Below are 24,874 nucleotides of genomic sequence, written 5' to 3' on the forward strand. Positions count from 1 at the left end.
AACAGGTTCTAATAATAGTTTCAACCATGGGTCGAAAGGCGGGCTAATGAAGCTTGGATTGCAGCTCGGATACTGGGGCGCACAGCCGCCGGAGAACCATGCCGAACTCGTGGCAGCGGCCGAGGAAGCCGGGTTCGACACGGTGTTCACCGCGGAGGCTTGGGGATCAGACGCCTACACGCCCCTGGCCTGGTGGGGCCGCGAGACGACGAAGATGCGATTGGGCACGTCGGTGCTGCAACTCTCGGCGCGAACCCCGACCGCGTGCGCGATGGCCGCTCTGACGCTGGACCACCTGTCCGGCGGCCGGCACATCGTCGGTCTCGGGGTGTCCGGGCCGCAGGTCGTCGAGGGCTGGTACGGCGCGAAGTTTCCCAAGCCGCTGGCCCGCACCCGCGAATACATCGACATCATGCGTCAGGTCTGGGCGCGCGAGGCGCCGGTGCGCAGCGACGGGCCGCACTACCCGCTGCCGCTGACCGGCGAGGGCACCACCGGCCTTGGCAAGAATCTCAAGCCGATCACCCACCCTCTGCGTGCCGACATTCCGATCATGCTCGGCGCCGAGGGCCCGAAGAACGTCGCGCTGGCCGCCGAGATCTGCGACGGCTGGCTGCCGATCTTCTACTCGCCGCGCATCGCGGGCATGTACAACGAGTGGCTCGACGAGGGATTCGCGCGGCCGGGGGCACGGCGGACCCGCGAGACGTTCGAGATCTGCGCGACCGCCCAGGTGGTCGTCACCGACGACCGGGCCGAGATCATGGAGTTGATGAAGCCGCACCTGGCGCTCTACATGGGCGGGATGGGCGCGGAGGACACCAACTTCCATGCCGACGTCTACCGCCGGATGGGCTACGCCGAGGTCGTCGACGACGTCACCAAACTGTTCCGCACCGACCGCAAGGACGAGGCGGCGAAGATCATCCCCGACGAGCTCGTCGACGACTCGGCGATCGTGGGTGACCTGGCCTACGTGCAGGAACAGATCAAGGCGTGGGAGGCCGCCGGAGTGACGATGATGGTCGTCGGCGCGCGCTCGGTCGAGCAGATCAGGGATCTCGCCGCACAGGTGTAGACCTCGGCGGCGAGCCGCCGATCCAACCCGAGTAGACACTTCCTTGCTAGTTGTCTAGTCCGCGTTCTAGATTGACCCGATGACTGCTAGCCAGCACACGATCGCGGGCACCGTGCTCACCATGCCGGTGGAGATCCGCAAGGCCGAACAGCACGTGGCGATGTTCTCGGTCGACGCCGACGCCGCCCAAGCGATGATCGACTACAGCGGTTTGCAGGTCTGCCGCTACCTGCCGGGGAAAGCGGTAGTCGCGCTGATGTTGATGCATTACATCGACGGCGATCTCGGTCAGTATTACGAGTACGGCACCAACGTCATGGTCAACCCGCCGGGTTCCGAGGCGAAGGGTCCGCGCGCGCTGCAGTCCGCGGGTGCATTCATCCATCACCTTCCCGTCGATCAGGAGTTCACGCTCGAGGCCGGTACGAAGATTTGGGGTTACCCAAAGGTGATGGCCGACTTCACGATTCGCGACGGACATACGTACTCGTTCGATGTGACGATCGACGGCCAATTTGCGATCGGCATGGATTTCAAACGCGGACTACGGGTGCCGGCGGCATTCACCTCGAAGCCGCAGGACCCGCCCACCTACGCTTATCGCGATGGAGTGCTGCGCGAGACCGTCGGGGTGATGAGGTCGACGGATGTGCGCTACCGCCCGGGTGGTGCGAAGGTTCGGCTCGGCGAACATCCCTACGCGAAAGAACTGGCCTCGCTAGGCTTCCCCAAACGCGCGATGGTCTCCGGATCGGCGGGCAACGTTGAGATGACATTCGCAGACGCGCAGGAGGTTTGACATGGTGGCGCCGACGGTATCGACGAAACCTGACGTGGACCTTGCCGACGGCGGGTTCTACGCCGACCGGCCCGCATCCCGCGACGCGTACAAGTGGATGCGCGCCAACGAGCCGGTGTTCCGGGACCGCAACGGATTGGCTGCGGCGACAACCTACGAGGCCGTGATCGACGCGGAGCGAAACCCCGAGTTGTTCTCGAACGCCGGCGGTATCCGTCCCGATCAAGACGCGCTGCCGATGATGATCGACATGGATGATCCGGAACATCTTCTGCGCCGCAAGCTCGTCAATGCCGGCTTCACGCGGAAGCGGTTGAAGGTTCAAGGCGATTCGATCAGCTCGCTGTGTGATTACCTCATCGACCGGGTCTGCGAAAAGGGTGAGTGCGACTTCGTCAAAGACATCGCCGCGCCGCTGCCGATGGCGGTGATCGGCGACATGCTCGGGGTGCTTCCTGAAGAACGAGAACTGTTCCTCAAGTGGTCTGACGACATGATGGAAGGCCTGAGTTCCACTGTGTCCGAGGCTGATATGCAGGTCACCTTGGATGCCTTCATGGCATACAACAACTACACGATGGACAAGATCGAACAGCGTCGAGCAGAGCCGACCGAGGACCTGATCAGCGTCCTGGTGCATGCCGAGGTCGATGGCCAACGGTTGTCCGACAACGACATCCTGCAGGAAACTCTGCTCATCCTTGTTGGCGGCGACGAGACGACGCGCCACACCATCTCCGGCGGGATCGAACAACTCATCCGCCACCCTGAGCAGTGGGAGCTGTTGCAGAAGAACCCCGACCTTGTCCCCGTAGCCATCGAGGAGATGCTTCGCTGGACCTCGCCGTTGAAGAACATGGCGCGCACGATCACCGCCGATACCGAGTTTCACGGAGCGCAGCTGCGCAAGGGCGAGAAGATGCTGCTGATGTTCGAGTCGGCGAACTTCGACGAGGCCCAATTCGGTGATCCCGAAAACTTCAACATCCAGCGAGATCCCAACAGCCATTTGGCATTCGGCTTCGGCACGCATTTCTGTCTCGGCAACCAGCTGGCCAGGATCGAGCTGATCAACATGATCGGCGCGGTTCTGAAGCGCCTGCCTGATCTGCAGTTGGCATCCGACGCTGTGCTTCCGCTGCGGCCGGCCAACTTCGTCAGCGGCCTGGAGGCTATGCCGGTGACGTTCACCCCGTCGAAGCCCCTCGCCTAGCGGCCTTGGCGAGCGTGCGTGTCTGACGGCGACACACCGCGCAAAAACCCGATTCCGCGCACGCTCGTCGTGCCCAGTGCCGACGGCCGTCGCGTACGTCTACTCGTGAGCGTGCGTAGAGTCCGGCCAATCAACGGCGTGTTGCCCTCTGGGCCCACCGCGAAGCGCGGGGAACACGCACGCTCGGCGGGGTTACTTCATCTTCCAGTTGGGCTTGCGCTTCTCCAGGAACGCCTTGGGCCCCTCTTTGGAGTCCTCGGAGAGGAACACGGGAATGCCGTTCTGGGTGTCCGGCTTGAAGGCGTCGTTCTCGTGCATACCCTCGGTCTCGCGAATCGTCTTCAGGATGGCCTGCACGGCGAGCGGACCATTGTTGTTGATCACCTCGGCGATCTCCAGCGCCTTGTCCAGCGCCGAACCGTCCGGCACAACGTAGCCGATCAGCCCGATCTCCTTGGCCTCAGCGGCGGTGAGGTGCCGTCCCGTCAGCAGGATGTCGCAGGCGATCGTGTAGGGGATCTGACGCACCAGACGGACCGCGGAGCCGCCCATCGGGTACAGGCTCCACTTGGCCTCCGAGACGCCGAACTTGGCGCTCTCGCCCGCGACCCGGATGTCGGTGCCCTGCAGGATCTCGGTCCCGCCGGCAATGGCCGGGCCCTCGACGGCCGCGATCAACGGCTTGGTCAGGCGGCGGCCCTTGAGCAGTCCGTCGATGCGCGTCGGGTCGAAGCCACCCTTGAAGCTGTCGCCGGGCGACTGCTGGTCGGCCTTCTTGAGGTCCATCCCCGAGCAGAAGTAGCCGCCCGCGCCGGTCAGGACGCAGGTACGGATCTCCGGATCACTGTCGACGCGGTCCCAGGCGTCCACCATGATCGAGAGCATCTCGGTGGAAAGTGCGTTGCGCTTCTCCGGCCGGTTCATGGTGACGATCAAAGTGTGTCCGCGCTGCTCAACGAGGGCGTCGGGGCCGTTTTGATGGTCGCTCACAGGGGTCCGCCTTCCAGCGTCGATGCCACAGACTTGTCTGGAAATGTAACACGTTCTAGTTTAGGTGCCGTGGCCCTGAACATCGCTGATCTTGCCGAGCACGCCATCGACGCCGTGCCAGACCGTGTCGCCCTCATTTCCGGCGACGAACAGCTGACCTACGCCCAGTTGGAGGAGAAGGCCAATCGCCTGGCGCACTACCTCCGCGACCAGGGTGTGAAGAAGGACGACAAGGTCGGTCTGTACTGCCGCAACCGCATCGAGATCGTCATCGCGATGCTGGGCATCGTCAAGGCGGGCGCCATCCTCGTCAACATCAACTACCGCTATGTCGAGGGCGAGCTGAAGTACCTGTTCGAGAACTCGGACATGGTCGCGCTGGTGCACGAGCGCCGCTACGCCGACCGGGTCGCCAACGTGCTGCCCGAGACGCCGAACGTCACGACCGTCCTGTCAGTCGAGGACGGCAGCGACGACGACTACCAGCGCTACGGCGGTGTCGAGTTCTACTCCGCGCTCGAGCAGGCATCGCCGGAGCGGGACTTCGGCGAGCGCAGTGCCGATGACATCTATCTGCTCTACACCGGCGGCACGACCGGATTCCCCAAGGGCGTGATGTGGCGCCATGAGGACATCTACCGAGTGTTGTTCGGCGGCACCGACTTTGCGACGGGCGAGTTCGTCAAGGACGAATACGACCTGGCCAAAGCCGCCGCAGAAAACCCGCCGATGGTCCGCCACCCGATCCCGCCGATGATCCACGGCGCCACCCAGTCGGCCACCTGGATGTCGATCTTCTCGGGCCAGACCACCGTGCTGGCACCGGAGTTCGACGCCGACGAAGTGTGGGCGACCATCGAGAAGCACAAGGTGAACCTGCTGTTCTTCACCGGCGATGCGATGGCCCGTCCGCTGCTCGACGCGCTGACCAAGCTGCACGACGCGGGCAACGAACCCGACCTGTCGAGTCTGTTCCTGCTCGCCAGTACTGCCGCGTTGTTCTCGACGAGCATCAAGGAGAAGTTCCTCGAACTGCTGCCCAACCGGGTGATCACCGACTCGATCGGTTCGTCGGAAACCGGCTTCGGCGGCACCAGCATCGTGGCGAAGGGCCAGTCGCACACCGGCGGTCCGCGGGTGACCATCGACCACCGCACCGTCGTTCTCGATGAGGACGGCAACGAGGTCAAGCCAGGCTCCGGAGTGCGCGGCATGATCGCCAAGAAGGGCAACATCCCGGTCGGCTACTACAAGGACGAGAAGAAGACCGCCGAGACGTTCAAGACCTTCAACGGTGTCCGCTATGCGATTCCGGGTGACTTCGCGGAGGTCGACGAGGACGGCAGCGTGACGATGCTCGGCCGCGGATCGCAGTCGATCAACAGCGGCGGCGAAAAGATCTACCCAGAAGAGGTCGAGGCCGCGCTCAAGGGTCATCCGGACGTGTTCGACGCGCTGGTCGTCGGCGTCCCCGACGAGCGCTACGGCAACTGCGTCGCGGCGGTCATCCACCGTCGGCCGGGCACCAATCCGACGCTGGCCGAACTCGACGCGTTCGTCCGCAATGAGATCGCGGGTTACAAAGTGCCGCGCAAGGTTTGGTGGGTCGACGAGATCCACCGGACGCCTGCGGGAAAGCCCGACTACCGCTGGGCCAAGGACACCACCGAAGAGCGGCCGGCCGATGACGCGCATGCCAATCACGTGGGGTCGTCGACGTAGATGCGTACCGAACTGTGTGACCGCTTCGGCATCGAATATCCGATATTCGTCTTCACGCCGTCGGAGAAGGTCGCGGCCGCCGTCAGCAAGGCCGGCGGTCTCGGTGTGCTCGGCTGCGTGCGGTTCAACGACGCCGACGACCTCGAGAACGTGCTGTGCTGGATGGACGAGAACACCGACGGCAAGCCGTACGGTGTCGACGTCGTGATGCCTGCCAAGATTCCGCAGGAGGGCACGGCCAGCGATATCAGCAAGCTGATCCCGCAGAGCCACCGCGACTTCATCGACAAAACCCTTGCCGATCTTGGTGTTCCGCCGCTCCCCGAGGACGAAGAGCGCAGCGCCGGCGTGCTCGGCTGGCTGCATTCGGTGGCTCGCTCGCACGTCGACGTGGCGCTCAAGCATCCGATCAAGCTGATCGCCAACGCCCTTGGCTCACCGCCGAAGGACGTGATCGATCAGGTGCACGCGGCCGGTGTGCCGGTGGCGGCTCTGGCCGGTAGCGCCAAGCACGCTCAGCGCCACGTGGAGAACGGTGTGGACATCGTCGTGGCCCAGGGCCACGAGGCGGGCGGACACACCGGCGAGATCGGCTCGATGGTGCTATGGCCGGAAATCGTTGACGCGCTTGACGGTAAGGCGCCGGTGCTCGCGGCCGGTGGTATCGGTACCGGTCGGCAGGTTGCCGCGGCGCTTGCCCTCGGCGCACAAGGGGTGTGGATGGGCTCGGCGTTCCTGACGTCGGCCGAATACGACCTCGGCCACCGCAAGCCGTCGGGTGTGTCGACGATCCAGGAGGCCCTGTTGCGGGCCACCTCGAGCGACACCGTGCGCCGCCGGATTTACACGGGTAAGCCTGCGCGCCTGTTGAAGTCGAAGTGGACCGACGCCTGGGATGCGCCCGATGCGCCCGAGCCGCTGCCGATGCCGCTGCAGAACATCCTCGTCAGCGAGGCACACCAGCGGATGAACGAGTCGGACAATCCCGACACCGTCGCGATGCCCGTCGGTCAGATCGTCGGCCGGATGAACGAAATCCGGCCCGTCGCAGACATCATCGCCGAGCTGGTCTCCGGTTTCGACGAGGCTTCGAAGCGACTCGACGGCATTCGCGGGGGCTAAACCATCCGTAGGCGTATCGTTCGCACATGGCGACCTATGCCCTGGTGCACGGAGCGTGGCACGGAGCATGGTGCTGGGAACGTCTGACACCCGAACTGGAAGGCATGGGCCATCGGGTGATCGCGATGGATCTCCCGATCGAGGACAGCGGGGCGACTTTCGACGATTACGCGACCGTGGTGTGTGACGCCACGAAGGACGTCACGGATGAGGACCTAGTGCTGGTCGGCCACTCGATGGGCGGACAGACCGTCCCGATCGTGGCAGGGCGGCGACCACTGCTACGCCTTGTCTACCTCTGCGGGGTCCCTCCGATTCCGGGGAAACCATTCGTGCAGCAGATGGCCGAGGAATCGGAAATGCTCAATGTCGACTATCAGCGGGGCCTCGGTGAAAAGGATTCCGCAGGGCGACGGGGATGGGTCGACAAAGAACGAGCACATTTCCATCTTTACGGTGACTGCGACGAAGCGTCGGCATCCGTAGCGTTCATGCGGCTCCGTCAGCAGTCCCTGGCGCCCTACAAGCTTCCGTCCTCTTTGGCCGCGTATCCCGCCGTCGACACCACCTACGTCTTGTGCAGCGATGATCGGATGGTAAACCCCGATTGGTCGAGGCGAATCTCACGCGACTGGCTCAACGCCGAGCCCATAGAAATTCCCGGAAGTCACTCACCGTTCTACTCACGCCCGAGAATGCTTGCTGCGCTGTTGAATCAGTTGACGGGGCGCTGATCTTCACGGTGTGATCTTCGTCTGTTCGTCGACGACAACCGTGGCTGCGCCGACGATGTCCAGTTGGTTCTCCAGACCGTCTGCATTGAGCTGCAGTACATAGAGGCCGTCGGCGGCGGGGATGACGACGGTCTTTTGGGCGACGACCTTGGTTTGGCCTTCGGAATCCCAGGTGCCGCCCTGCTGGTAGGCCGGGAAGTTGTCGAGGGTGGTCTTCTCGCCGTCGTTCGATGGGACCCAGCCGGGCAGGTTCTGCAGTTCGCCGGGAGCGAGCTCGAGGATTTTCTGCGCGTCGATGTTGCCGGTCAGCTTCGAGAGCAGCGCGACGATGCTCGGTGAGTACTCGGCGGCCTCGGGTCCGGTATAGACGATGGCGCCGTAGGCCCACTCCGGGGTGTCCGCGCCTGCCGGCTCCCAGCTCTGGGGGACCGGTAGCTCGACGGTCGGCGCGCCGGGGTCCCCCTGCTTGACGGGAGTCTCCTGGATGTTGTTCTCGGCGATGTAGCTGGCGATGGTCGGCTGGGGCCCTGGCGGGTCCTCGTCGCGCGGTGCCACGGACGGCGTGGGGGTGGGCCTGGTCCTCGTCGTGGTGGAACCAGAAGTCGAGGTGTCGGGGGACGCAGTCGGCGCCGCGGCGGTGTCGGTTCTGCTGAGGGAGACCACGACCGCGATGATCGTCACGGCCAGCACGGCCACCGCAAGGAGAACAGCTGCACCGAGCAAGACTCTGTTGCTCTGCACTTTCTTGGGCGCCGGTTCGCTTGGTGGTGGTTGCTGCGATGGTGGAGGTGGAGGCTCGTACTGGGAGGCGTAATACGTTGGTGCAGATACAGTTTCGATGTTCCTCGGCGATGCGGCGAACGGCGCCGGAGTTGGCGCGGGTGCTTGCGGCAGTGGCCCACTTGGCGAGGTGTCGAGAGCTGCCCGTGCGGCATGGGCAAGATCCATCGGTGAGCGATAGCGATCGGAGGCGTTCTTGGCCATTCCCCTCGCCACCACCGTATCCAAGTTCGTCGGCACTCCCCGGGTGATCAGGGATGGCCGCGGCGGTGGCGTCATCAGATGCGCGGTGATCTGTTGTTCCGCACTGTCTCCCGGAAAGGGCCGGGTTCCGGTCAGGCATTCGTGCAGGACGCAGGTCAGCGCGTAGATGTCAGCGGACGTATCCGCCTGTCCAGAGGTGAAACGCTCCGGCGCCATGTAATGCCAAGTGCCGAGCGTACTTCCGGTGTTGGTCAGTCTGCCGTCGCCGGTCGCATGCGCGATACCGAAGTCGATCAAATAGGCGAAGTCGAACTTTGCGAGCAAGATGTTGGACGGCTTGATGTCCCGATGGACGAGTCCGACCTCGTGCGCCGCTTCCACGGCCATCGCGATCTGCTCGACGATGTAGACAGCACGACCGGGAATCAACGGGCCGGCCCGAAGAACTGTCTGCAGGTCACTTCCTTTGATCAACCGCATGTCCACAAAGAGACGGCCGTCGATTTCGCCGTAGTCGTGAATGGGGACGACGTGCGGCTCGTTCAGACCCGCTGCGGCGTGCGCTTCGCGGCGAAAACGCTCTTGAAAGACGGTGTCGGCGGCCCAGTGCGGGAGCAGTACCTTGACCGCGACGATCCGATCGGTGGCGGTGTCCTCGGCACGCCAGACTTCGCCCATCCCGCCGCGACCCAACAGCTCCAACAGGCGATAGCGACCGAAGTCCGTTCCCTGCATCGCCGTTCCCTCAGCTGCCGAAATCGGTGGGTTGCCACGTAGGTGTGGACCAGTATGACCAGTCCGATCGGAGATTTTCGTCGAATGACGAGACCGCTGACCGGGTCCCGGCCCCGACTCTTCCCAACGCAAACGCCGCCCGAACGCGTGAGCGCTGGGCGGCGTTGCCTCACTGCTGATTACGGCGTGATTTTCGTTTCCGCGTCGATGACTTCCGTTGCCGCGTTGACCAAGTCGCGCTGGTTCTCCAGACCGTCGGCGTTGAGCTGTAATACGTAGAGGCCGTCGGCGCCCGGAATCACCACGGTCTTCTGGGCGACGATCTTCCGCTTACCCTCCGACTCCCAGGTGCCGGCGAGCTGATAGGCGGGATATTCACCGAGGGTGCTCGTCCGACCGTCGTTGGACGCTTCCCAACCCGGCAGATTCTGCAGCTCGCCAGGAGCCAGATCGATGATCTGCTGCGGGTCGACATTGCCCGTCAGCTTCGAAAGCAGCGCGACGATGCTCGGCGAGTACTCTTCGGCTTCGGGGCCCGTGTAGACAATGGCGCCGTAGGCCCACTCTGGCTTGTTCTCACCGGCCGGCTCCCAGCCCTGGGGGATCGGCAGATCGATGGTCGGTGCGCCGGCATCCCCCGGCTTGACGGGAGTCTCCTGAATTTGGTTCTCCGCGATGTAGCTGGCGATCGTCGGATTCGGGCCAGCCGCATCCTCTTCGCGCGGAGCAACCTTCGCCGTCGTCGTTGGTTCGGCCCTGGCCGTCGTCGTGGTGCTTGTCGTGGTCTCCGACTCGCTGGTGCTCGGTTCGGTCTTGGTGTCCGAACCGCAGCCCGACAACACCAGGGCCAGGGCGGCAGCCAACGCAGCCGCTCCGGTGATCGCCGTGCGCCTCATCAGTCAACTCCTGTCGTTGTGCACCGCCTGTCACCGTTGTCGGCAAACATGTCCGGTTGCATAGGTCGTGACGAAGCGTAATCCAAAAGGGCGGTTATGACGGGAGAGTAGATCTACTCGATTCGAAATGGGCAAACCCGCTTCATGGACGGTGTCCGATTTGTTCACGACACCTCGGGTGCGATCGACATACCGTCGGCGGCATGGACATTCGTCTGACATTTACCGTCTTTCAGGATTCACCAGCAATCTCACAGCATCGCTGGACTTCTACCGGCTGTTGGGCCTTCCGGTGCCGGACGCCGACGCACCGCATGTGGTGGTCGAATTGCCCGGCGGCAATACCCTGTCGTTCGACAACGAGGAGACCATCGCCGCGATGCATCCCGACTGGGCGGCACCTCGGTCGTCGCACAGCAGGCTCGCGCTCGCGCTCGGTGTGGGAACACCCGGGGAGGTGGATGCACTCTTCGAAAAGGTAACGGCAGCAGGGTATTCCGGTGTGCTGACGCCGTACGATGCGCCGTGGCAGCAGCGCTATTCGACCGTCGCAGATCCCGATGACAACTGGGTGGATCTGTTCGCCCCGCTGGAGTCCTGACCGAACCATCCGAGCGGGACGCCTGCGAGCGCACGGACCTCACGATGCAGATGCGGTTGATCGGCGTAACCGGCGAGGGCGGCGACGTCGGAGAATGGCAGACCGTCGTCCAGCATGCGTCGGGCACGGCGGAATCGCAGGATGCGTCGCAGCGTCGCGGCACCGTAGCCATAGACCGCCGTGCAGTGGCGCTGCAGGGTGCGCGGTGACCAGCCGAGGTCCAGCGCGACGGCGGCGACGCCGGATCCGGCCGCGAGGCTGCCGGTGACATGTCTCAGCTGCGGCAACGTCCACGGCGCGGTTTCAGGGCGCGGACCGTCGGCCGCCAGTCGTGTGGTCAACTCCGTCAGCGAACGGGCCTTCGACAGCCGTCGCAGGTCCGAGAGTGGCACCCTGCTGTCGCGTATGTCGCCTGCCGGAATGCCGAGCAGCCGCGGGAGGATGCCGGGGCGAAACCGCAGGCCGACGTAGGGGTCACCGTCACGCGTCGTCATCACCGGGGCGGTATCCGGACCTGCGACGACGATGCCGTCGTCCATCGCGATGAGATCCATGCACCCGTCTGGCAGCACCCGCACAGGTGCCGGCGGTCCGTCCATCGCCCACGCGACCTCGATCAGGTCGTTCAATTCAGTGGGCGGTGCGTACTCGCGGTATCCCACGGTGACCGACAATAGACTCGGCGTGAGAAGGAGAAACGTGTGGTCACCTTGGACCGCCTGGTGAATGTGCTGGGCAGCTACGGCGTCCGACTGCGAGTTTGTCCCATGGCGCGTACCCAAGAATTGGGCAGCGTCGTCATTCACGAGACTGTAGGCGCTGGCACAATCACCGGGGACGTGCTGCTGGCTGTCGGCGCCCGCTCGGTCGACGAGGCCCTACGGTGGGCGGTCGCGGCGCGCGCGGTCGTCGTACTCCTGCGTGATGGCGATGACGACACCGTGTTCACGGGAATGGTTGAGGGTGTCGCAGTAATGGTCGTCGACGCCTCCGTGTCGTGGAGTGAGATTTCTGCAGTTGTATACGGGTTGGTTCTGGAGGGCCGCGAGACCGAATCCGGCCGTGGTCCAACAGATCTCTTCGCATTAGCCGACAGCCTTGCTGAGACGACAGGTGGTGCGGTGACCATCGAGGATCCCTTGTCGAGAGTGCTCGCGTACTCAACGATGCAGCAGAACGCCGACCCCGCTCGTATCGCGACGGTCATGGACAGGCAGGCACCGCTTTCGCTACGTGAATTCTTCGAGGCGCGAGGAGTTTTCGCCCACCTCGCGACTTCTGACGAGCCGGTGTTCGTCAGCCCGGCCGCCGAGCACGGAGTGACGGGTCGGATGGTTGCGGCAGTGCGCTCAGGCCGGGAACTCATGGGGTCGTTGTGGGTTGCTTGCGTGAAGCCGCTCGTCGAACCCGAACGCACCGCGCTGGCCGACGGTGCACGCACAGTGGCGTTGCATTTGCTGCGGTCCCGCGCAAGTGCGGATCTGGAGCGCCAAGTCGAATCTGAATTGGTGCTTCGATTGCTGAATGGCAGCGCCGACTCCGCAGCCTTGGCCAGTCGACTGGGCTTGCCGCAAGGCGCCATGCGGGTCATCGCCGTGCAGGCGTTCATCGGCCCCGATCGCGACGCGGGGCTCCTGCTGGCTTTTGAAGGGGCGACAACCGGTTTCGGTTGGTCTCGCCCTGGGCGAAGTGCTCTGGCGGGCAACACTGTCTATACATTGCTGCCCGGCGAGGAGGCGGTGGGGGCCAGGCGGTGGGTGGCTGCCCTGCGGACGTCGCTGACCGATCGGATCACCGTGGTGGCTGGAATCAGTAAGTCGGCCGATACGACCGACCTGCCTGCGGCGCGCAAGGAAGCCGACGAATGCCTGGCGCTGCATGAGACAAAGCGGCTGGATTCCGTTCCACCGGCGTATGACGAATCGTGGGACGAGATCTTGTTACAGCGGCTTCGGACTGCGGGGCTCTCTGGCCGGACGCCGGATCGTGGGCCCGTCGCTGAGCTGCGACGCCACGACTCTGATCACGCCACGGACTATGTGTCGACTTTGCGGGCGTGGCTGGAGGCGCTAGGTGACCCAGCTGAGGCCGGCGACCGATTGGGCGTCCACGAAAACACGGTGCGTTATCGGCTGCGCAAGATGGGTGAGCTCACTGACCTGCAGATGGGCGACGCCCGCAAGCGGCTAGCCATGATGATCGAACTTGCCGCGACCGACTCCGACTGACCAGGTCGCTTGTCGGATCATCACAACGGCACCATCGCTGGTTGTTCCGTTGAGGCAACCGTCGCCGGCTCGGGCGGGCAACCATTGAACTTGTCCGTGTGGGTCAAATGATGGAGGTAAAGGCAATGGTCGGCGGCGAGCGATTCGATGGCGGACCGCGGTCAGCGGTCGTGGTCGGCGCGGGGATCGTCGGATTGTCGACGGCGTGGTTCCTGCAGGAGAGGGGTGTAGACGTCACCGTGGTGGACCGCGCCGGCGTCGCCGCTGGTGCCTCGTGGGGTAACGCCGGGTGGATAGCGCCCGCACTGACGATGCCACTGAACTCACCGAAAGTCCTTCGCTACGCGCTGCGTTCGTTCTGCGACCGGAACGCTCCGCTGCATATCCCGCTGACGACAGATAGTTCGCAGTGGCAATTCCTTACCCAGTTCACCGTCAACTGCCGATCCTCGACGTGGAACCGCGCGGTACGGGCTAACGTCCCGCTCAACGAGGAGTGCATCGAGGCTTTCGACGTCCTCCTGGGGAACGGGGTTGAAGCCCCGGTGACCGACGCGCCTATCACCGCGGTCTTCCGCACCACGCATGACGCGGAGAACATGATGCGCGATCTTCGTGCAGTGCAGAACGCCGGGCAATCGCTGTTCGTGACTGGGCTATCTGGTGAGGCATTGCGCGAGCAGGTGCCATTGGCGTCGCATGCGATCACCGCCGCGATCAACGTCAACGGCCAGCGATACGTCGATCCAGGGCGCTTCGTCACGGCCCTAGGGAAGTCGGTTGCACAGCGCGGGGCGACCATGCAGACGCATGATGTGCGCGGCGTGTTCAGCTCCGGCAACACAGCGACCGTCCTGCTGGGCCACGGCGACTCGCTGACGGCGGATGCTGTCGTGGTCGCGACGGGTGCCTGGTTGTCGCGACTGACAGACCGGCGACTGCGGGTGCCGGTCGGGTCGGGTCGCGGCTACTCGTTCACCGTGCCCGTGGACCGGCCCATACCCGGACCCATCTACTTGCCCGCCGTTCGCGTGGCGTGCACTCCGTACAACGGTGGGCTTCGGGTGGCGGGCACAATGGAGTTTCGAGACCCTCGTGAGCCAGTGATAGCTGAGCGCATAGGTGCGATCGTCGCGTCCGCAAGCCCCTTCCTGGACGGCGTTCGGTGGTCCGAACGAAGTGACATCTGGGTCGGTCCGCGCCCGATCACGCCGGACGGACTGGCGTTGATTGGTGAGATGTCGCGCAATGTGTACGTCGCCGGCGGCCACGGCATGTGGGGTTTGGCCCACGGACCTGTGACGGGCCGATTACTCACCGAACAAATCACCACCGGCAAGCAATCCGAAGCGCTGCGGCCGTTCGATCCGCTGCGGCGAGCTGTGGCCTAGGCCAGGACCCGGCCCTGTGAGGGCATCGCGAGTCGTCAGGGGCGGCGCATTTGCTGGAGCCCGCCCCTGACGGCGACCACTTCTCGAACAGATGATCACGAAAGGACTGAAATGACTGGCATGAAACGTGTCTGGATTTCCCCGCAGGCGCACGAAAGCCTGCACCAAGAACTGGCCGCACTGCGTGAATTATGTTCGGCGGCAGCTGAGGACGGGGAAACAGGCGAGAACGCCACTGCCATTCAGCGGGCCCGCCAGAAGCGCATTCAACAGATCCACGACCTGCTCATCAACGCGGTAGTGGGTGAGGATCCGCCTGATGACGGTATCGCCGAGCCGGGCATGGTTGTCACCATCTGCTACGACGACACTGGTGAAACCGAGTCGTTTCTCCTCGGTCTCCGCGGGGTCGAGCACGGTGATACTGAGGTCTACTCCATCGAATCTCCCCTTGGCGCCGCCATTTTAGGCGCGCGCGCTGGTGAGCGTCGCGCATACCGACTGCCAAGTGGCGCTGAGCTTTCCGTGACGATGCTCACGGCGGTTCCATACGGTCTGCACAACGCTGCGGCAAGCTGAGAACGAAAAAACGATGACCACCTCGATCATCGGTCCGAGCGATGCGCCCGGGCCCCCGCGAGCCGCGCGCAACGACGAGCGCGTGTTACCTTCAATCGCGCTTGCGCGGTGGGAGTCTGAAGGGGGAGCGCTTCACAACAGCATCACCGGCTATCCGTGGGACCACGCCAGCCCGGCGGCGCAGGCGCGTGCAGATCGAATCTGATGCCAATCACGCGCACCGCGAAGCACACCGCAGCGGCGCCGACTGCAGCCATCGTCCCGTGATAGCCGAGGCCGTTGGCGACCGCCGCGCAGCCCGCACCGATAAGGGCGGGTATGGCGTACAACTCGCTGCGAAGAACCGTGGGTATCCGGCCGATCAGCACATCGCGGATCGTGCCTCCGCCAACGGCAGTGATCGCCCCGACAATGACCGCCTGAACCACACCGAACCCCATATCAAGCGCCTTGAAGGCGCCTAGGACCGCAAAGACACTCAGTCCGATCGCATCGAGAATGTTGATGGCGACAGCAAGGCGGTCGAGCATACGACTGAGCACAAAGGCGATCAACCCGCCGGCCCCGGCTACCGCCAGGTAGCGCCAGTCGACGAAAGTGGCCGGCGGCAGGGCATCGAGTAGAACGTCACGGATGGTACCCCCGCCGAGTCCGGTGAACATGCCCAGTGTGATCACACCGACGATGTCCAGTCGCTCGGAGCGCACTGCGGTCAACGCGCCGTTGAGCGCGAATGCGAAGGTGCCCACCAGATCGAGTACCAACCACAACGGCGTCTCGGCCAACATGTTTGAGGTATACCGCGTATGTCCCCGGGATCACTAGATCCACGCCCTCCTACGGTTGAATTGCCGGCGTGGAGGACGCTAAGGCCGCCGGACGGCCCCGTGACGCGTCGATCGACGCGCGGGTTTTCGCCGCGACAGCATGCGGACGATCGCAATGCGTTCGGGTGTCAGTCGTCCGAGTCAGCCATCGGTGGGAGTCGAAGGCCGACCTGGTGCTGCACGCGATTCTCGGCGAGACAACTGACCTTGCGGTATCCCACGTACGCCACGCTACCGATGCCGGCTGACAGCTGTTGAGCGCAGAAACTCTTCGATCGCATCGGCTGCCATGTCGGCGCCGTCGTGTTCTCGGATTCGGGCCCCGATGCCGGAGGCGGCAGCGCGGTACGCGGGGTCATTCAGCGCCTTCTCGATGGCTTCGCGAATACGTGTGATGCCGGCATTCTTAGGCAGAGAAATGCCGGCGCCGACCTTAGCCAGTTGCGCTCCGACCCGTCTTTGGTCGATGAGCGGATTGGCCGGCATCACCACCATCGGCACACCGAATGACAGTGCGCGCATCGCGGTGCTGTGGCCGCCGTGCCCGACCACCAGCGACGCGCCAGCGAGCACTTCGTCATGGTCGAGCCATGAATGCATGGACGCATTGGCCGGCACCCGCAGTCCAGCGGAGTCGATGGCGGGCCCCACGGTGACGGTCGCCTCCACGGCCAGGGGTTCGATGGCGTCGAGGATGTTCTGCAGCATGCGCCGTTGCCCGGCGTAGGCACATGTGCTCAGGCTGACCAGAATTCGCGGTACCGGAGCCGGGATCGCCTGTGTCGGTGGGCCTTGCCACACCACCCCGACGTGGCGCACCGGCGGACAGCCCCGCACGGGGTCGAGATCTGTTCGTGCAGTGACGATCTGCAACAGATCACCGGGGTCGGCACGCAGCGGCGTGATGCCGCGAAGCCGCTGCAGCCATCCAACGGGACTTGACAGGAAGTCTTGGACACCCCGGTAGAAGAAGTGCACAAAGGCCACCGTCGGGATGTTCGTTTTCAACGTCTCGGTGATAGCGGCGGCGAACACGACGTCGACCACGACGGCATCGGCTCCGATACGCCGTGCCACGTCGACCGCGCAGTGCCCGTAGCGCCTATCCATCGTGACCTTGGCGAAGTCGGCCATCATTGCGGGCAACGAGCGTTGGGCGACCGGATTGAACGGGCGACCGTCGGCGAACACCTCGAATGGAAGCCCTTCGCGTTCGATGCGCTCCCGTATGCCCCCATGACCGAGGACGTGGATGTCGGCGCCTCGGTTCCGCAGTGCGCGTGCAACTTTCACCTGTGGCGGGATGTTGCCGCCGCCATCGAACATGACGAACAGAATTTTCATCGCGTCTCCCCTATCCCCCCGTGCGGTGACGCGTAGGCGCAGTGAGCAGCGCCTCCGTCATCAGCAGCATGCGATCGGAGACGTCGTCCACCGACAGTCCGCGGTCGTGGCGCAGCAGTTTCCAGGTATAGACATCGGTTGCGACCACCAGCATGTCGACCAGCCGGGAGCGCGCGGCGGGTGGTTCGGGTAACTGGGTGTCGAACACCTGCTTCACCCACGCACGGTGGCCACGGCGGCCCACGCTGTTCATCCGTTGTGCTCGGGGATCTTTGTCTTCTTGCGCGAGCATGGCGAGCACCATGGTGCCGCGACGCTCGTAGTGCTCGATCAGTACTTTCAGCGCGGTGTCCGGATCGTCAGGAGGAGGCTCACGCTCGGCGCGGATATCGTCGAAGAGCCGCTGCCACGCAGCGTCGATCAGCGCGTCGCGATTCCCGAAATGACGCAGCACCGTCTTGACTGTGACATCCGCCCGCTCAGCCACCGCAGGCAAAGTGATCGAGAAGCTACGTTCCGCCTCGAACGCGTCGATCGCAGCGTCGATGATCGCGTCCCGGGTGGCGTCTTTTGCCAGCTGACGCGCGCGCATGTCGTACTTGCGCATGTTCATGTCCATGGCAATGTACATCAATTCGACTTTTGATGTCCATACCAAGGGACACCGATTTCTCAGTGCCGAATCGGATACACCCGATCGCCGCAGTCAATGCCTTCCGCCTGCAGCCGGCGTTTGATCACCTTGAACGTCTCGGTCCGCGGCAGATCGGTACCGACGCGCACGAACGACGGCCACTGCTTGGGTCCGAGGTCGGATTGCCCGGCTAGGAATTCCCGGAACTGCTCGGGGTCGAACGACGCGCCCTCGGTCAACACCACCGCCGCCATCACTTGGTCTCCGACGTCGGGCGCGGGTATCCCGTACACCGCGACCTCGACAACGTCGGGATGACGCAGCACCACTCGTTCGATCGGCGCCGAGCCGAGGTTCTCACCGTCGACGCGCATCCAGTCGCCCAGCCGGCCGGCGAAGTACGCATAACCGTTCTCGTCGCGGTATGCGAGATCGCCGCTGTGGTACGACCCGCCGCGCATGCGCTCGGCATCGGCGCCCGGATCGTTGTAGTAACCCTCGAAACGTCCTGCGTCAGAGGTGTTCACCAACTCGCCGGTGACACCGGGCGGACACGGCTCTCCGGTCTCGACGTCGAGAATCTCCGTTCCTGCGGGCAGTGGGCCGAGGGCCCCCGGCGGGGTGTCCGGTGTGCGGCCGATCGCGATACCACCCTCCGTCGAACCGAACCCGTCCATCACCAAGGTGTTGAACCGGCTGGCGAACCTCTCGACGTCGGCAGGCGCACCCTCGTTGCCGTAGACCGCGCGCAACGGATTGTCGGCATCGTCGGGCTGTTCGGGAGTGGCGAGCACATACGACAGGGGCTTGCCCACGTAGTTGGCATACGTGGCGCCGAACCGGCGCACGTCCGGCAGGAACTGCGAGGCGGAAAACTTGCGCCGCAACGCAAGTGAGCTCTGCGAGGCCAACGCCACCGACCAGCCCACCAGCACCGCGTTGGAGTGGAACAACGGCATCGACACGTAGCAGACGTCGCTGGAGCCGAGGTCGAACCGCTGCGTCATCATTGTGCCCGCGATGGCGACCTTGCCCTGGCTGCACTTGACCGCCTTGGGGTCGCCGCTGGTGCCCGACGTGTAGATCAACATGAACAGATCACCCGGGTCGGCGTCGTACGCGACGACGGGTTCGTCGGCGTAGCGCGCCACCTCGGCAGCCCACTGGGGTGAGTCGACCGCGATGTGCTCGATGTCGCCGACGACGGCCGCCGATGCCGAATCCGCAAGTACCACCTGGCAATCCGCATGGTCGACGTCGCGCTGCAGCGCTGCGCCCCGGCGCACCGGGTTCAGGCCCACCGGCACCAGGCCCGTCAGCGCGGCCGCCATCAGAACCGACGAGAAGAACGGTGTGTTCTGCAGCAGCACACCGACATGCGGCGGCTTGTCGGGATCCATGCGGGCGCGCAGTGCTGCCGCCACCGCAGCACCGTTGGCGATGTGCTCGCGCCACGAGGTGAACGTGTCCTCGAAGTACACCCCGCGGTCGTCGACCTCGACCAGCGGTGCGATCAGCGAGGTTACGGTGGGGAGCTCGCTTCCCGTCGCCGGATTCAAGCGGGAGTGTCGGCCAGTTCGCGTCCGATGCGAAGCAGCTGCCCGGTGGCGCTGCCGACCGCGAACTCGGTCTGCTTGGCCGCCAAGAAGTACCTGTGCACCGGGTGATCGGTGTCGATCCCGACGCCGCCGTGGACGTGCACCGTGGTGTGCGCGACCCGATGGCCGGCCTCAGCCGCCCAGAACGCCGCAGTGTTGACCTCGACCTCGGCGGGAAGATCCTCGGACAACCGCCACGCCGCCTGCGTCACCGTCAGGCGCAGCGCCTTGACGTCGATGTAGCCGTCAGCCAGCCGGGACGACACCGCCTGGAAGCTGCCGATCGGCCGCTCGAACTGCTCACGCTCGCGGGCGTATTCGGACGTGAGCTCCAACGCCCGCTCCACGACGCCGAGCTGGAAAGCACTGCGGCCCAACGTGCCTTGCGTGGTGAGCCAACCGACGACCTCGCCGCCGGCTGAGCCGGAGTCACCCACGATCCGGTCCGCAGCCAGCTCGACACCCCGCAGTTCGAGGTGCCCGACGCTGCCGTGGCCGGTGGTGCTCAGCGATTCGACCGTCACGCCGGAGTCGGAAGCGGCGACCACGAAGACCTTGGTGCCCGAATCGGTTTCAGCAGGGACGAGGAACGCGTCGGCAACCGGGGCGTAGGCGACCTGGGTGCGGCTGCCGGTCAATCGGTATCCGTCGCCGTTCGCACTCGCTTGGACCGGGCCTTCGCCCATCTCGCCGTCGAGCGCTGCGGAGAGGATCTTCTGGCCGTTGACGGCTGGCACTGCCCACTCCTGCTGCAATGCTTCCGACCCGAACTTCGCCAGGGCGCCCGCCGCGACCACCGCCGACTCCAGGTACGGCACCGCCGCCAACTGCCTGCCGAGTGCGACGAGTACCGCGACCTGCTCGAGTGCGCCGAACCCGCCGCCGCCCAGGGACTCCGGCGCAGCGGTGGACAGGATGTCGGCCTCGATCAGCTTGTTCCACAGCGTCTTGTCGAAGCGTTCCTCGAGGCCGTCGAGTTCGCGCTGGCGTTCCGGCGTACTGACCGACTCGGCGATGGTGCGCGCCAGTCCGCCGAGATCCTCTGATGCCTCAGTCGTCTTGAAATCCATTGTCTCTCAGTCCTTACCGGTTGACCCTGGGCAGGCCGAGCGCGACCATGCCGATGATGTCGCGCTGGATCTCGTTCGTGCCGCCGCCGAAGGTGAGGATCAGGCACGAGCGGTGCATGCGTTCGATGCGGCCCCGCAGCAGCGCGCCCGGAGTGTTGGTGCGCAGGGTGGCGGCGGTGCCGAGCACCTCCATCAGCAGCCGGTAGGCCTCGGTGGCCAGTTCGGTGCCGTAGACCTTCGCGGCCGACGCGTCGGCGGGGGAGGGCGCGGAATCCGTGGAAGACGCGAGCTCCCAGTTGATGAGCTTGAGCACCTCGGCCTTGGCGTGCACCCGCGCCAGGTTCAGCTGCACCCATTCGGAGTCGATCACGCGTCTGCCGTGGGCGTCCTTGGTGTTCTGCGCCCACTCGCGGACCCCGTCGAGCGCCGAGAAGATCGGCTGCGCGGAGACCAGTGCGACGCGCTCGTGGTTGAGCTGATTGGTGACCAGCTTCCAGCCCGCGTTCTCCTCGCCGACAAGGCTGGACACCGGCACCCGCACGTCCTGGTAGTAGGTCGCGCTGGTGTCGACGCCTGCCATCGTGTGCACCGGAGTCCACGAGAAGCCCTCGGCCGTCGTCGGCACGATGAGCATCGAGATGCCGCGGTGCTTCTTCGCCTCGGGATTGGTGCGCACTGCGAGCCACACGTAGTCGGCGTAGGCGATCAGGCTGGTCCACATCTTCTGACCGTTGATCACGTAGTCGTCGCCGTCGCGTACGGCCGTGGTCCGCAGTGCGGCCAGATCGGTGCCCGCGCCCGGCTCGGAGTAGCCGATCGCGAAGTGCAGTTCACCGGCGGCGATCTTGGGCAGGAAGAACTTCTTCTGCTCCTCGGTGCCGAAGTGCATGATCGTCGGCGCGACGCTGTTGATCGTCAGGAACGGCACCGGGACATTGGCGATGGACGCTTCGTCGTTGAAGATCAGCCCGTCCATCGGCGGGCGCTCCTGGCCGCCGTACTCTTTGGGCCACGACAGCGTCAGCCACCCGTCCTTGCCCATTTGGGCGACGGTGTCGCGATAGACGTTGCCCCGCCCCATCTCGCCATCGCTGGAGGCCAGCGCCTCGGCGCGCTCGGGGGTCATCAGCTTGGTGAAGTACGCCCGCAGCTCGCGACGCAACTCCTCCTGCTCTGGGGTGTAGCCGATCCGCATCGCCTTGTCCTAACTTCTGTAAGAGGCACCGGCAGGCTCGAACCGAAGTCCAGCCCGACTTCACCCCCGGTTGTAACACGTTCTAGTCTTGGGGTCCAGGCCGGTGCCACACTGGCTGCGCGATGCAGCCCCGAGCGCAAGGAGAGCGTCATGCGAGTGGAAGTGGACCGTGACCGTTGCGAAGGTAACGCCGTATGCGTGGGAATCGCCCCCGACCTGTTCGATCTCGACGACGAGGATTACGCCGTCATCAAGGCTGATCCCGTGCCTGCCGACCAGGAGGAGCTGGCCGAGCAGTCGATCGCCGAGTGCCCTCGAGCAGCCCTGATCCGCAGAGACTAGAGGTATTCATAAATGACTGCAGATGCGACTGATCTTTCCGGCCTCGTTGCCGTCGTCACCGGCGCGGCGGCGGGGCTGGGCCGCGCCGAGGCGATCGGGCTTGCGCGTGCCGGCGCCACCGTCGTGGTCAACGACATCGCCGGCGCGTTGGACCGATCCGACGTCATCGACGAGATCGTCGCGGCGGGTTCCAAGGCAGTCGCAGTCGCCGGTGACATCAGCGAGCGGTCGACGGCCGACGAGCTGGTGTCCACCGCCGACGGTCTCGGTGGTCTGAGCATCGTCGTCAACAATGCGGGCATCACGCGTGACCGCATGCTGTTCAACATGACCGACGAGGACTGGGATGCGGTCATCGCGGTCCATCTGCGTGGTCACTTCCTGCTGACCCGCAACGCCGCCACGTATTGGCGTGCCAAGGCCAAGGAGAACGATGGCCAGGTCTACGGACGCGTCATCAACACCTCGTCGGAGGCCGGCCTGGTCGGGCCGGTCGGCCAGGCGAACTATGGTGCCGCGAAGGCCGGCATCACCGCGCTGACGCTGACGATGGCACGGGCCCTGGAGCGCTACGGCGTGCGAGCCAACGCCATCGCGCCGCGTGCCCGTACCGCGATGACGGCCGACGTATTCGGCGATGCGCCGGAACTGGCCGAGGGGCAGATCGACTCGCTGTCACCAGAGCACGTCGTCACGTTGGTGCGGTTCCTGGCATCGCCCGCCGCGGAAGGCGTCAACGGACAACTGTTCATCGTTTACGGTCCTACTGTGACGCTTGTTGCCGCGCCGACGGTCGAGGCTCAGTTCAGCGCGTCAGACGACGCCTGGAAACCTGCGGACCTGTCAATTACGTTGCGGGACTACTTTGCTGAACGTGGTTCGGATGCAAATTTCGCGGCGACTCAGGTTATGAATTCATAAGGTCGATATTCGTGAGTGCCGCGCACCCGGGGGACTAGAACACGTTCTAGCGTGGCCTGTGTCACACCGGTTCTGACCAGCGCTGATATAACAATTTGATCCTTTTTTCCAGTTCTTTGACACTGTGAACTTGTTCTAGTTAGTATGATCCGGCTCACTAAGAGCAGCGCTTAAACCAAGGGTGTCAGGCCCGCGTCCCGAAGTCTTCGCCACGCGAGCCCACAGCCCGCACTGCACGAGAAACGGAGCCCGAGGTTGATCGAACAGCTCGCGGCACCGACTCGGGCCGTGGGCGGCTTCTTCGAAATGTCGATGGACACGTTCGTCAAGATATTTCGACGCCCCTTTCAGTTTCGGGAGTACCTCGATCAAACGTGGATGATCGCACGGGTCTCACTCATCCCGACCCTGCTGATCTCGATCCCGTTCACGGTCCTGGTCGCGTTCACTCTCAACATCCTCTTGCGCGAGATCGGCGCCGCCGACTTGTCCGGCTCCGGTACCGCGTTCGGCACCGTGACTCAGCTGGGGCCCATCTCGACTGTGCTCGTGATTGCCGGCGCCGGGGCCACCGCCATCTGTGCCGACCTGGGTGCCCGCACCATCCGTGAAGAAATCGACGCGATGCGGGTGCTCGGCATCGATCCGATTCAGCGCCTTGTGGTTCCGCGCGTGCTGGCCTCGACCACCGTCGCGCTGTTGCTCAACGGCCTGGTGATCGCGATCGGCCTGGTCGGCGGCTATGTGTTCTCCGTACTTCTGCAGGGCGTGAACCCCGGCGCGTTCATCAACGGTCTGACGATCCTGACCGGCTTGGGCGAGTTGGTGATCTCCGAAGTCAAGGCATTGCTCTTCGGTGTGATGGCAGGCCTCGTCGGTTGCTATCGAGGCCTGACCGTCAAGGGCGGTCCTAAGGGCGTCGGCGAGGCGGTCAACGAAACCGTCATCTATGCGTTCATCTGCCTGTTCGTGATCAACGTGCTGATGACCGCAATCGGCGTTCGGGTCCTCGGCTGATGAGCTACGACGTGACACTGAAGATGCGGCGAGCGCTGGGCCTGGTGCCCAAGGCGGTCGACAACTTCGGCGAGCAGGCACTGTTCTACGCCGAGTCGGTCCGGTACATGCCGAACGCCGTGCGGCGGTATGGCAAGGAAACGACCCGGCTGATCGCGGAGATGACGCTGGGCACCGGCGCCCTGATCCTCATCGGCGGCACGGTCGGCGTCGCAGCCTTTCTGACCCTGGCCTCCGGCGGTGTCATCGCGGTGCAGGGTTACGAATCGCTGGGCAACATCGGGATCGAGGCCCTGACCGGGTTCCTGTCCGCCTACCTCAACGTGCGGATCGTCGCACCGATCATCGCCGGCATCGCGCTCGCCGCGACCATCGGCGCGGGCACCACCGCCCAATTGGGTGCCATGCGCATCTCCGAGGAGATCGACGCCGTCGAATCGATGGCCGTGCACTCGGTGTCCTACTTGGTGTCGACCCGCATCGTCGCCGGGCTGGTCGCGATCATCCCGCTGTACTCGCTCGCCGTGCTGGCCGCGTTCTTCTCAGCTCGCACCATCACGGTCTATGTCAACGGACAGTCCGGCGGTCTGTACGACCACTACTTCAATACGTTTCTGATCCCCACCGATCTGCTGTGGTCTTTCGCTCAGGCCATCGTGATGGCCGTCGCGGTGATGCTCGTCCATACCTACTACGGCTACAACGCATCCGGCGGCCCCGTCGGCGTCGGCGTCGCCGTGGGTAAGGCGGTCCGGACGTCGCTGATCGTCGTCGTCATCATCACTCTGTGCATCTCCCTGGCCGTGTACGGTGCCACCGGAAACTTCAACCTGTCGGGTTAGAGGGAAGAGAAA

Annotated in this window: 24 protein-coding genes; 14 read left to right on the top strand and 10 right to left on the bottom strand. The window is 64.5% G+C overall.

The window, feature by feature from the left end; all coding sequences use genetic code 11:
* The first annotated feature begins 46 nt into the window (after window positions 1-46).
* The 3 genes from ACIA48_RS21185 to ACIA48_RS21195 all read left to right on the top strand — a co-directional run bounded on the left by ACIA48_RS21185 (window position 47) and on the right by ACIA48_RS21195 (window position 3,090).
* On the top strand, window positions 47-1,078 hold the full coding sequence (locus tag ACIA48_RS21185) for an LLM class F420-dependent oxidoreductase (RefSeq protein ID WP_396735905.1): 1,032 nt from the start codon (window positions 47-49) through the stop codon (window positions 1,076-1,078).
* A 79-nt stretch (window positions 1,079-1,157) separates the two neighbouring features.
* Window positions 1,158-1,877 carry an acetoacetate decarboxylase family protein gene (locus ACIA48_RS21190; RefSeq protein ID WP_396735908.1) on the top strand — a complete coding sequence of 240 codons (720 nt, stop codon included), beginning with the start codon at window positions 1,158-1,160 and terminating at the stop codon, window positions 1,875-1,877.
* A gap of 1 nt (window position 1,878) precedes the next feature.
* Window positions 1,879-3,090, top strand: a complete 1,212-nt coding sequence (locus ACIA48_RS21195; RefSeq protein WP_396735911.1) for a cytochrome P450 — start codon at window positions 1,879-1,881, stop codon at window positions 3,088-3,090.
* A gap of 192 nt (window positions 3,091-3,282) precedes the next feature.
* Here the strand turns inward: ACIA48_RS21195 and ACIA48_RS21200 are convergent, their stop codons facing one another.
* Complete coding sequence (locus ACIA48_RS21200) at window positions 3,283-4,014, bottom strand: crotonase/enoyl-CoA hydratase family protein (RefSeq protein ID WP_396736831.1); 732 nt, start codon at window positions 4,012-4,014, stop codon at window positions 3,283-3,285.
* 99 nt (window positions 4,015-4,113) lie between these two features.
* Between ACIA48_RS21200 and ACIA48_RS21205 the strand changes: the two genes are divergently transcribed.
* From ACIA48_RS21205 to ACIA48_RS21215, 3 genes are read left to right on the top strand one after another with little or no spacing between them, the layout of a single operon-like run.
* Complete coding sequence (locus tag ACIA48_RS21205) at window positions 4,114-5,802, top strand: acyl-CoA synthetase (RefSeq protein WP_396735914.1); 1,689 nt, start codon at window positions 4,114-4,116, stop codon at window positions 5,800-5,802.
* Entirely contained in the window at window positions 5,803-6,924 is a 1,122-nt protein-coding gene (locus ACIA48_RS21210) for an NAD(P)H-dependent flavin oxidoreductase (RefSeq protein ID WP_396735917.1), read from the top strand.
* A 26-nt stretch (window positions 6,925-6,950) separates the two neighbouring features.
* Window positions 6,951-7,658: an alpha/beta fold hydrolase gene (locus ACIA48_RS21215; RefSeq protein WP_396735919.1), complete on the top strand. Its 708-nt coding sequence runs from the start codon at window positions 6,951-6,953 to the stop codon at window positions 7,656-7,658.
* Between the two features lie 3 nt (window positions 7,659-7,661).
* Here ACIA48_RS21215 and ACIA48_RS21220 read toward each other — a convergent pair whose 3' ends face one another.
* Both ACIA48_RS21220 and ACIA48_RS21225 read right to left on the bottom strand, forming a co-directional pair.
* A complete protein-coding gene (locus ACIA48_RS21220) occupies window positions 7,662-9,377 on the bottom strand; it encodes an LpqN/LpqT family lipoprotein (protein ID WP_396735922.1) in 1,716 nt (571 codons plus the stop codon).
* A 179-nt stretch (window positions 9,378-9,556) separates the two neighbouring features.
* On the bottom strand, window positions 9,557-10,273 hold the full coding sequence (locus ACIA48_RS21225) for an LpqN/LpqT family lipoprotein (protein WP_396735925.1): 717 nt from the start codon (window positions 10,271-10,273) through the stop codon (window positions 9,557-9,559).
* A 127-nt stretch (window positions 10,274-10,400) separates the two neighbouring features.
* On the opposite strand from ACIA48_RS21225, the gene ACIA48_RS21230 reads away from it, so the two are divergent.
* Entirely contained in the window at window positions 10,401-10,874 is a 474-nt protein-coding gene (locus ACIA48_RS21230; RefSeq protein WP_396735927.1) for a VOC family protein, read from the top strand.
* On the opposite strand, the gene ACIA48_RS21235 is transcribed toward ACIA48_RS21230, so the two are convergent.
* The gene (locus tag ACIA48_RS21235) at window positions 10,811-11,536 is read right to left on the bottom strand and encodes a helix-turn-helix domain-containing protein (protein WP_396735929.1); all 726 of its coding nucleotides are present in this window, start codon (window positions 11,534-11,536) and stop codon (window positions 10,811-10,813) included. The genes ACIA48_RS21230 and ACIA48_RS21235 overlap by 64 nt on opposite strands.
* A 39-nt stretch (window positions 11,537-11,575) precedes the next feature.
* Here ACIA48_RS21235 and ACIA48_RS21240 point away from each other — a divergent pair, with 39 nt between their 5' ends.
* The 3 genes from ACIA48_RS21240 (at window position 11,576) to ACIA48_RS21250 (ending at window position 15,072) form a co-directional block, all read left to right on the top strand.
* A complete protein-coding gene (locus ACIA48_RS21240; protein ID WP_396735932.1) occupies window positions 11,576-13,102 on the top strand; it encodes a PucR family transcriptional regulator in 1,527 nt (508 codons plus the stop codon).
* A 125-nt stretch (window positions 13,103-13,227) separates the two neighbouring features.
* On the top strand, window positions 13,228-14,493 hold the full coding sequence (locus ACIA48_RS21245; protein WP_396736834.1) for an NAD(P)/FAD-dependent oxidoreductase: 1,266 nt from the start codon (window positions 13,228-13,230) through the stop codon (window positions 14,491-14,493).
* Window positions 14,494-14,604: 111 nt separating this feature from the next.
* Window positions 14,605-15,072: a GreA/GreB family elongation factor gene (locus ACIA48_RS21250; protein WP_396735935.1), complete on the top strand. Its 468-nt coding sequence runs from the start codon at window positions 14,605-14,607 to the stop codon at window positions 15,070-15,072.
* Window positions 15,073-15,215: 143 nt separating this feature from the next.
* On the opposite strand, the gene ACIA48_RS21255 is transcribed toward ACIA48_RS21250, so the two are convergent.
* The 6 genes from ACIA48_RS21255 to ACIA48_RS21280 all read right to left on the bottom strand — a co-directional run bounded on the left by ACIA48_RS21255 (window position 15,216) and on the right by ACIA48_RS21280 (window position 21,740).
* Window positions 15,216-15,860 carry a trimeric intracellular cation channel family protein gene (locus ACIA48_RS21255; protein ID WP_396735938.1) on the bottom strand — a complete coding sequence of 215 codons (645 nt, stop codon included), beginning with the start codon at window positions 15,858-15,860 and terminating at the stop codon, window positions 15,216-15,218.
* 270 nt (window positions 15,861-16,130) lie between these two features.
* Complete coding sequence (locus tag ACIA48_RS21260) at window positions 16,131-17,243, bottom strand: glycosyltransferase (protein ID WP_396735941.1); 1,113 nt, start codon at window positions 17,241-17,243, stop codon at window positions 16,131-16,133.
* Window positions 17,244-17,253: 10 nt separating this feature from the next.
* The gene (locus ACIA48_RS21265; RefSeq protein WP_396735944.1) at window positions 17,254-17,874 is read right to left on the bottom strand and encodes a TetR/AcrR family transcriptional regulator; all 621 of its coding nucleotides are present in this window, start codon (window positions 17,872-17,874) and stop codon (window positions 17,254-17,256) included.
* 41 nt (window positions 17,875-17,915) lie between these two features.
* Window positions 17,916-19,436, bottom strand: coding sequence for a long-chain-fatty-acid--CoA ligase FadD17 (fadD17, locus tag ACIA48_RS21270; RefSeq protein WP_396735947.1), 1,521 nt, complete (start codon window positions 19,434-19,436; stop codon window positions 17,916-17,918).
* Window positions 19,433-20,545 (bottom strand): acyl-CoA dehydrogenase family protein, encoded by a 1,113-nt coding sequence (locus tag ACIA48_RS21275; RefSeq protein ID WP_396735950.1) that lies wholly within the window; start codon window positions 20,543-20,545, stop codon window positions 19,433-19,435. The genes fadD17 and ACIA48_RS21275 overlap by 4 nt, the downstream gene beginning before the upstream one ends.
* Before the next feature lie 13 nt (window positions 20,546-20,558).
* On the bottom strand, window positions 20,559-21,740 hold the full coding sequence (locus ACIA48_RS21280; protein ID WP_396735953.1) for an acyl-CoA dehydrogenase family protein: 1,182 nt from the start codon (window positions 21,738-21,740) through the stop codon (window positions 20,559-20,561).
* Between the two features lie 150 nt (window positions 21,741-21,890).
* Here ACIA48_RS21280 and ACIA48_RS21285 point away from each other — a divergent pair, with 150 nt between their 5' ends.
* The 4 genes from ACIA48_RS21285 (at window position 21,891) to ACIA48_RS21300 (ending at window position 24,862) form a co-directional block, all read left to right on the top strand.
* Window positions 21,891-22,082 carry a ferredoxin gene (locus ACIA48_RS21285; protein ID WP_396735956.1) on the top strand — a complete coding sequence of 64 codons (192 nt, stop codon included), beginning with the start codon at window positions 21,891-21,893 and terminating at the stop codon, window positions 22,080-22,082.
* 12 nt (window positions 22,083-22,094) lie between these two features.
* Complete coding sequence (locus ACIA48_RS21290) at window positions 22,095-23,003, top strand: 3-oxoacyl-ACP reductase (RefSeq protein ID WP_396735959.1); 909 nt, start codon at window positions 22,095-22,097, stop codon at window positions 23,001-23,003.
* Window positions 23,004-23,258: 255 nt separating this feature from the next.
* A complete protein-coding gene (locus ACIA48_RS21295) occupies window positions 23,259-24,020 on the top strand; it encodes an MlaE family ABC transporter permease (RefSeq protein WP_396735961.1) in 762 nt (253 codons plus the stop codon).
* Window positions 24,020-24,862, top strand: a complete 843-nt coding sequence (locus ACIA48_RS21300; RefSeq protein WP_396735964.1) for an MlaE family ABC transporter permease — start codon at window positions 24,020-24,022, stop codon at window positions 24,860-24,862. The genes ACIA48_RS21295 and ACIA48_RS21300 overlap by 1 nt, the downstream gene beginning before the upstream one ends.
* Window positions 24,863-24,874 lie beyond the last annotated feature (12 nt).

The sequence above is a fragment of the Mycobacterium sp. NPDC051804 genome (assembly GCF_044452905.1).
Taxonomy (GTDB): domain Bacteria; phylum Actinomycetota; class Actinomycetes; order Mycobacteriales; family Mycobacteriaceae; genus Mycobacterium.

What these genes read in the sequence shown, in the direction of transcription:
- ACIA48_RS21285 (WP_396735956.1), top strand. Translation starts at nt 21,891, where the DNA reads ATGCGAGTGGAAGTGGACCGTGACCGTTGCGAAGGTAACGCCGTATGC.
- ACIA48_RS21195 (WP_396735911.1), top strand. Translation starts at nt 1,879, where the DNA reads ATGGTGGCGCCGACGGTATCGACGAAACCTGACGTGGACCTTGCCGAC.
- ACIA48_RS21185 (WP_396735905.1), top strand. Translation starts at nt 47, where the DNA reads ATGAAGCTTGGATTGCAGCTCGGATACTGGGGCGCACAGCCGCCGGAG.
- ACIA48_RS21290 (WP_396735959.1), top strand. Translation starts at nt 22,095, where the DNA reads ATGACTGCAGATGCGACTGATCTTTCCGGCCTCGTTGCCGTCGTCACC.
- ACIA48_RS21300 (WP_396735964.1), top strand. Translation starts at nt 24,020, where the DNA reads ATGAGCTACGACGTGACACTGAAGATGCGGCGAGCGCTGGGCCTGGTG.
- ACIA48_RS21225 (WP_396735925.1), bottom strand. Translation starts at nt 10,273, where the DNA reads ATGAGGCGCACGGCGATCACCGGAGCGGCTGCGTTGGCTGCCGCCCTG.
- ACIA48_RS21245 (WP_396736834.1), top strand. Translation starts at nt 13,228, where the DNA reads ATGGTCGGCGGCGAGCGATTCGATGGCGGACCGCGGTCAGCGGTCGTG.
- ACIA48_RS21275 (WP_396735950.1), bottom strand. Translation starts at nt 20,545, where the DNA reads ATGGATTTCAAGACGACTGAGGCATCAGAGGATCTCGGCGGACTGGCG.
- ACIA48_RS21200 (WP_396736831.1), bottom strand. Translation starts at nt 4,014, where the DNA reads ATGAACCGGCCGGAGAAGCGCAACGCACTTTCCACCGAGATGCTCTCG.
- ACIA48_RS21215 (WP_396735919.1), top strand. Translation starts at nt 6,951, where the DNA reads ATGGCGACCTATGCCCTGGTGCACGGAGCGTGGCACGGAGCATGGTGC.
- ACIA48_RS21210 (WP_396735917.1), top strand. Translation starts at nt 5,803, where the DNA reads ATGCGTACCGAACTGTGTGACCGCTTCGGCATCGAATATCCGATATTC.
- ACIA48_RS21230 (WP_396735927.1), top strand. Translation starts at nt 10,401, where the DNA reads ATGGGCAAACCCGCTTCATGGACGGTGTCCGATTTGTTCACGACACCT.
- ACIA48_RS21250 (WP_396735935.1), top strand. Translation starts at nt 14,605, where the DNA reads ATGACTGGCATGAAACGTGTCTGGATTTCCCCGCAGGCGCACGAAAGC.
- ACIA48_RS21255 (WP_396735938.1), bottom strand. Translation starts at nt 15,860, where the DNA reads ATGTTGGCCGAGACGCCGTTGTGGTTGGTACTCGATCTGGTGGGCACC.
- ACIA48_RS21265 (WP_396735944.1), bottom strand. Translation starts at nt 17,874, where the DNA reads ATGTACATTGCCATGGACATGAACATGCGCAAGTACGACATGCGCGCG.
- ACIA48_RS21280 (WP_396735953.1), bottom strand. Translation starts at nt 21,740, where the DNA reads ATGCGGATCGGCTACACCCCAGAGCAGGAGGAGTTGCGTCGCGAGCTG.
- ACIA48_RS21190 (WP_396735908.1), top strand. Translation starts at nt 1,158, where the DNA reads ATGACTGCTAGCCAGCACACGATCGCGGGCACCGTGCTCACCATGCCG.
- ACIA48_RS21220 (WP_396735922.1), bottom strand. Translation starts at nt 9,377, where the DNA reads ATGCAGGGAACGGACTTCGGTCGCTATCGCCTGTTGGAGCTGTTGGGT.
- ACIA48_RS21260 (WP_396735941.1), bottom strand. Translation starts at nt 17,243, where the DNA reads ATGAAAATTCTGTTCGTCATGTTCGATGGCGGCGGCAACATCCCGCCA.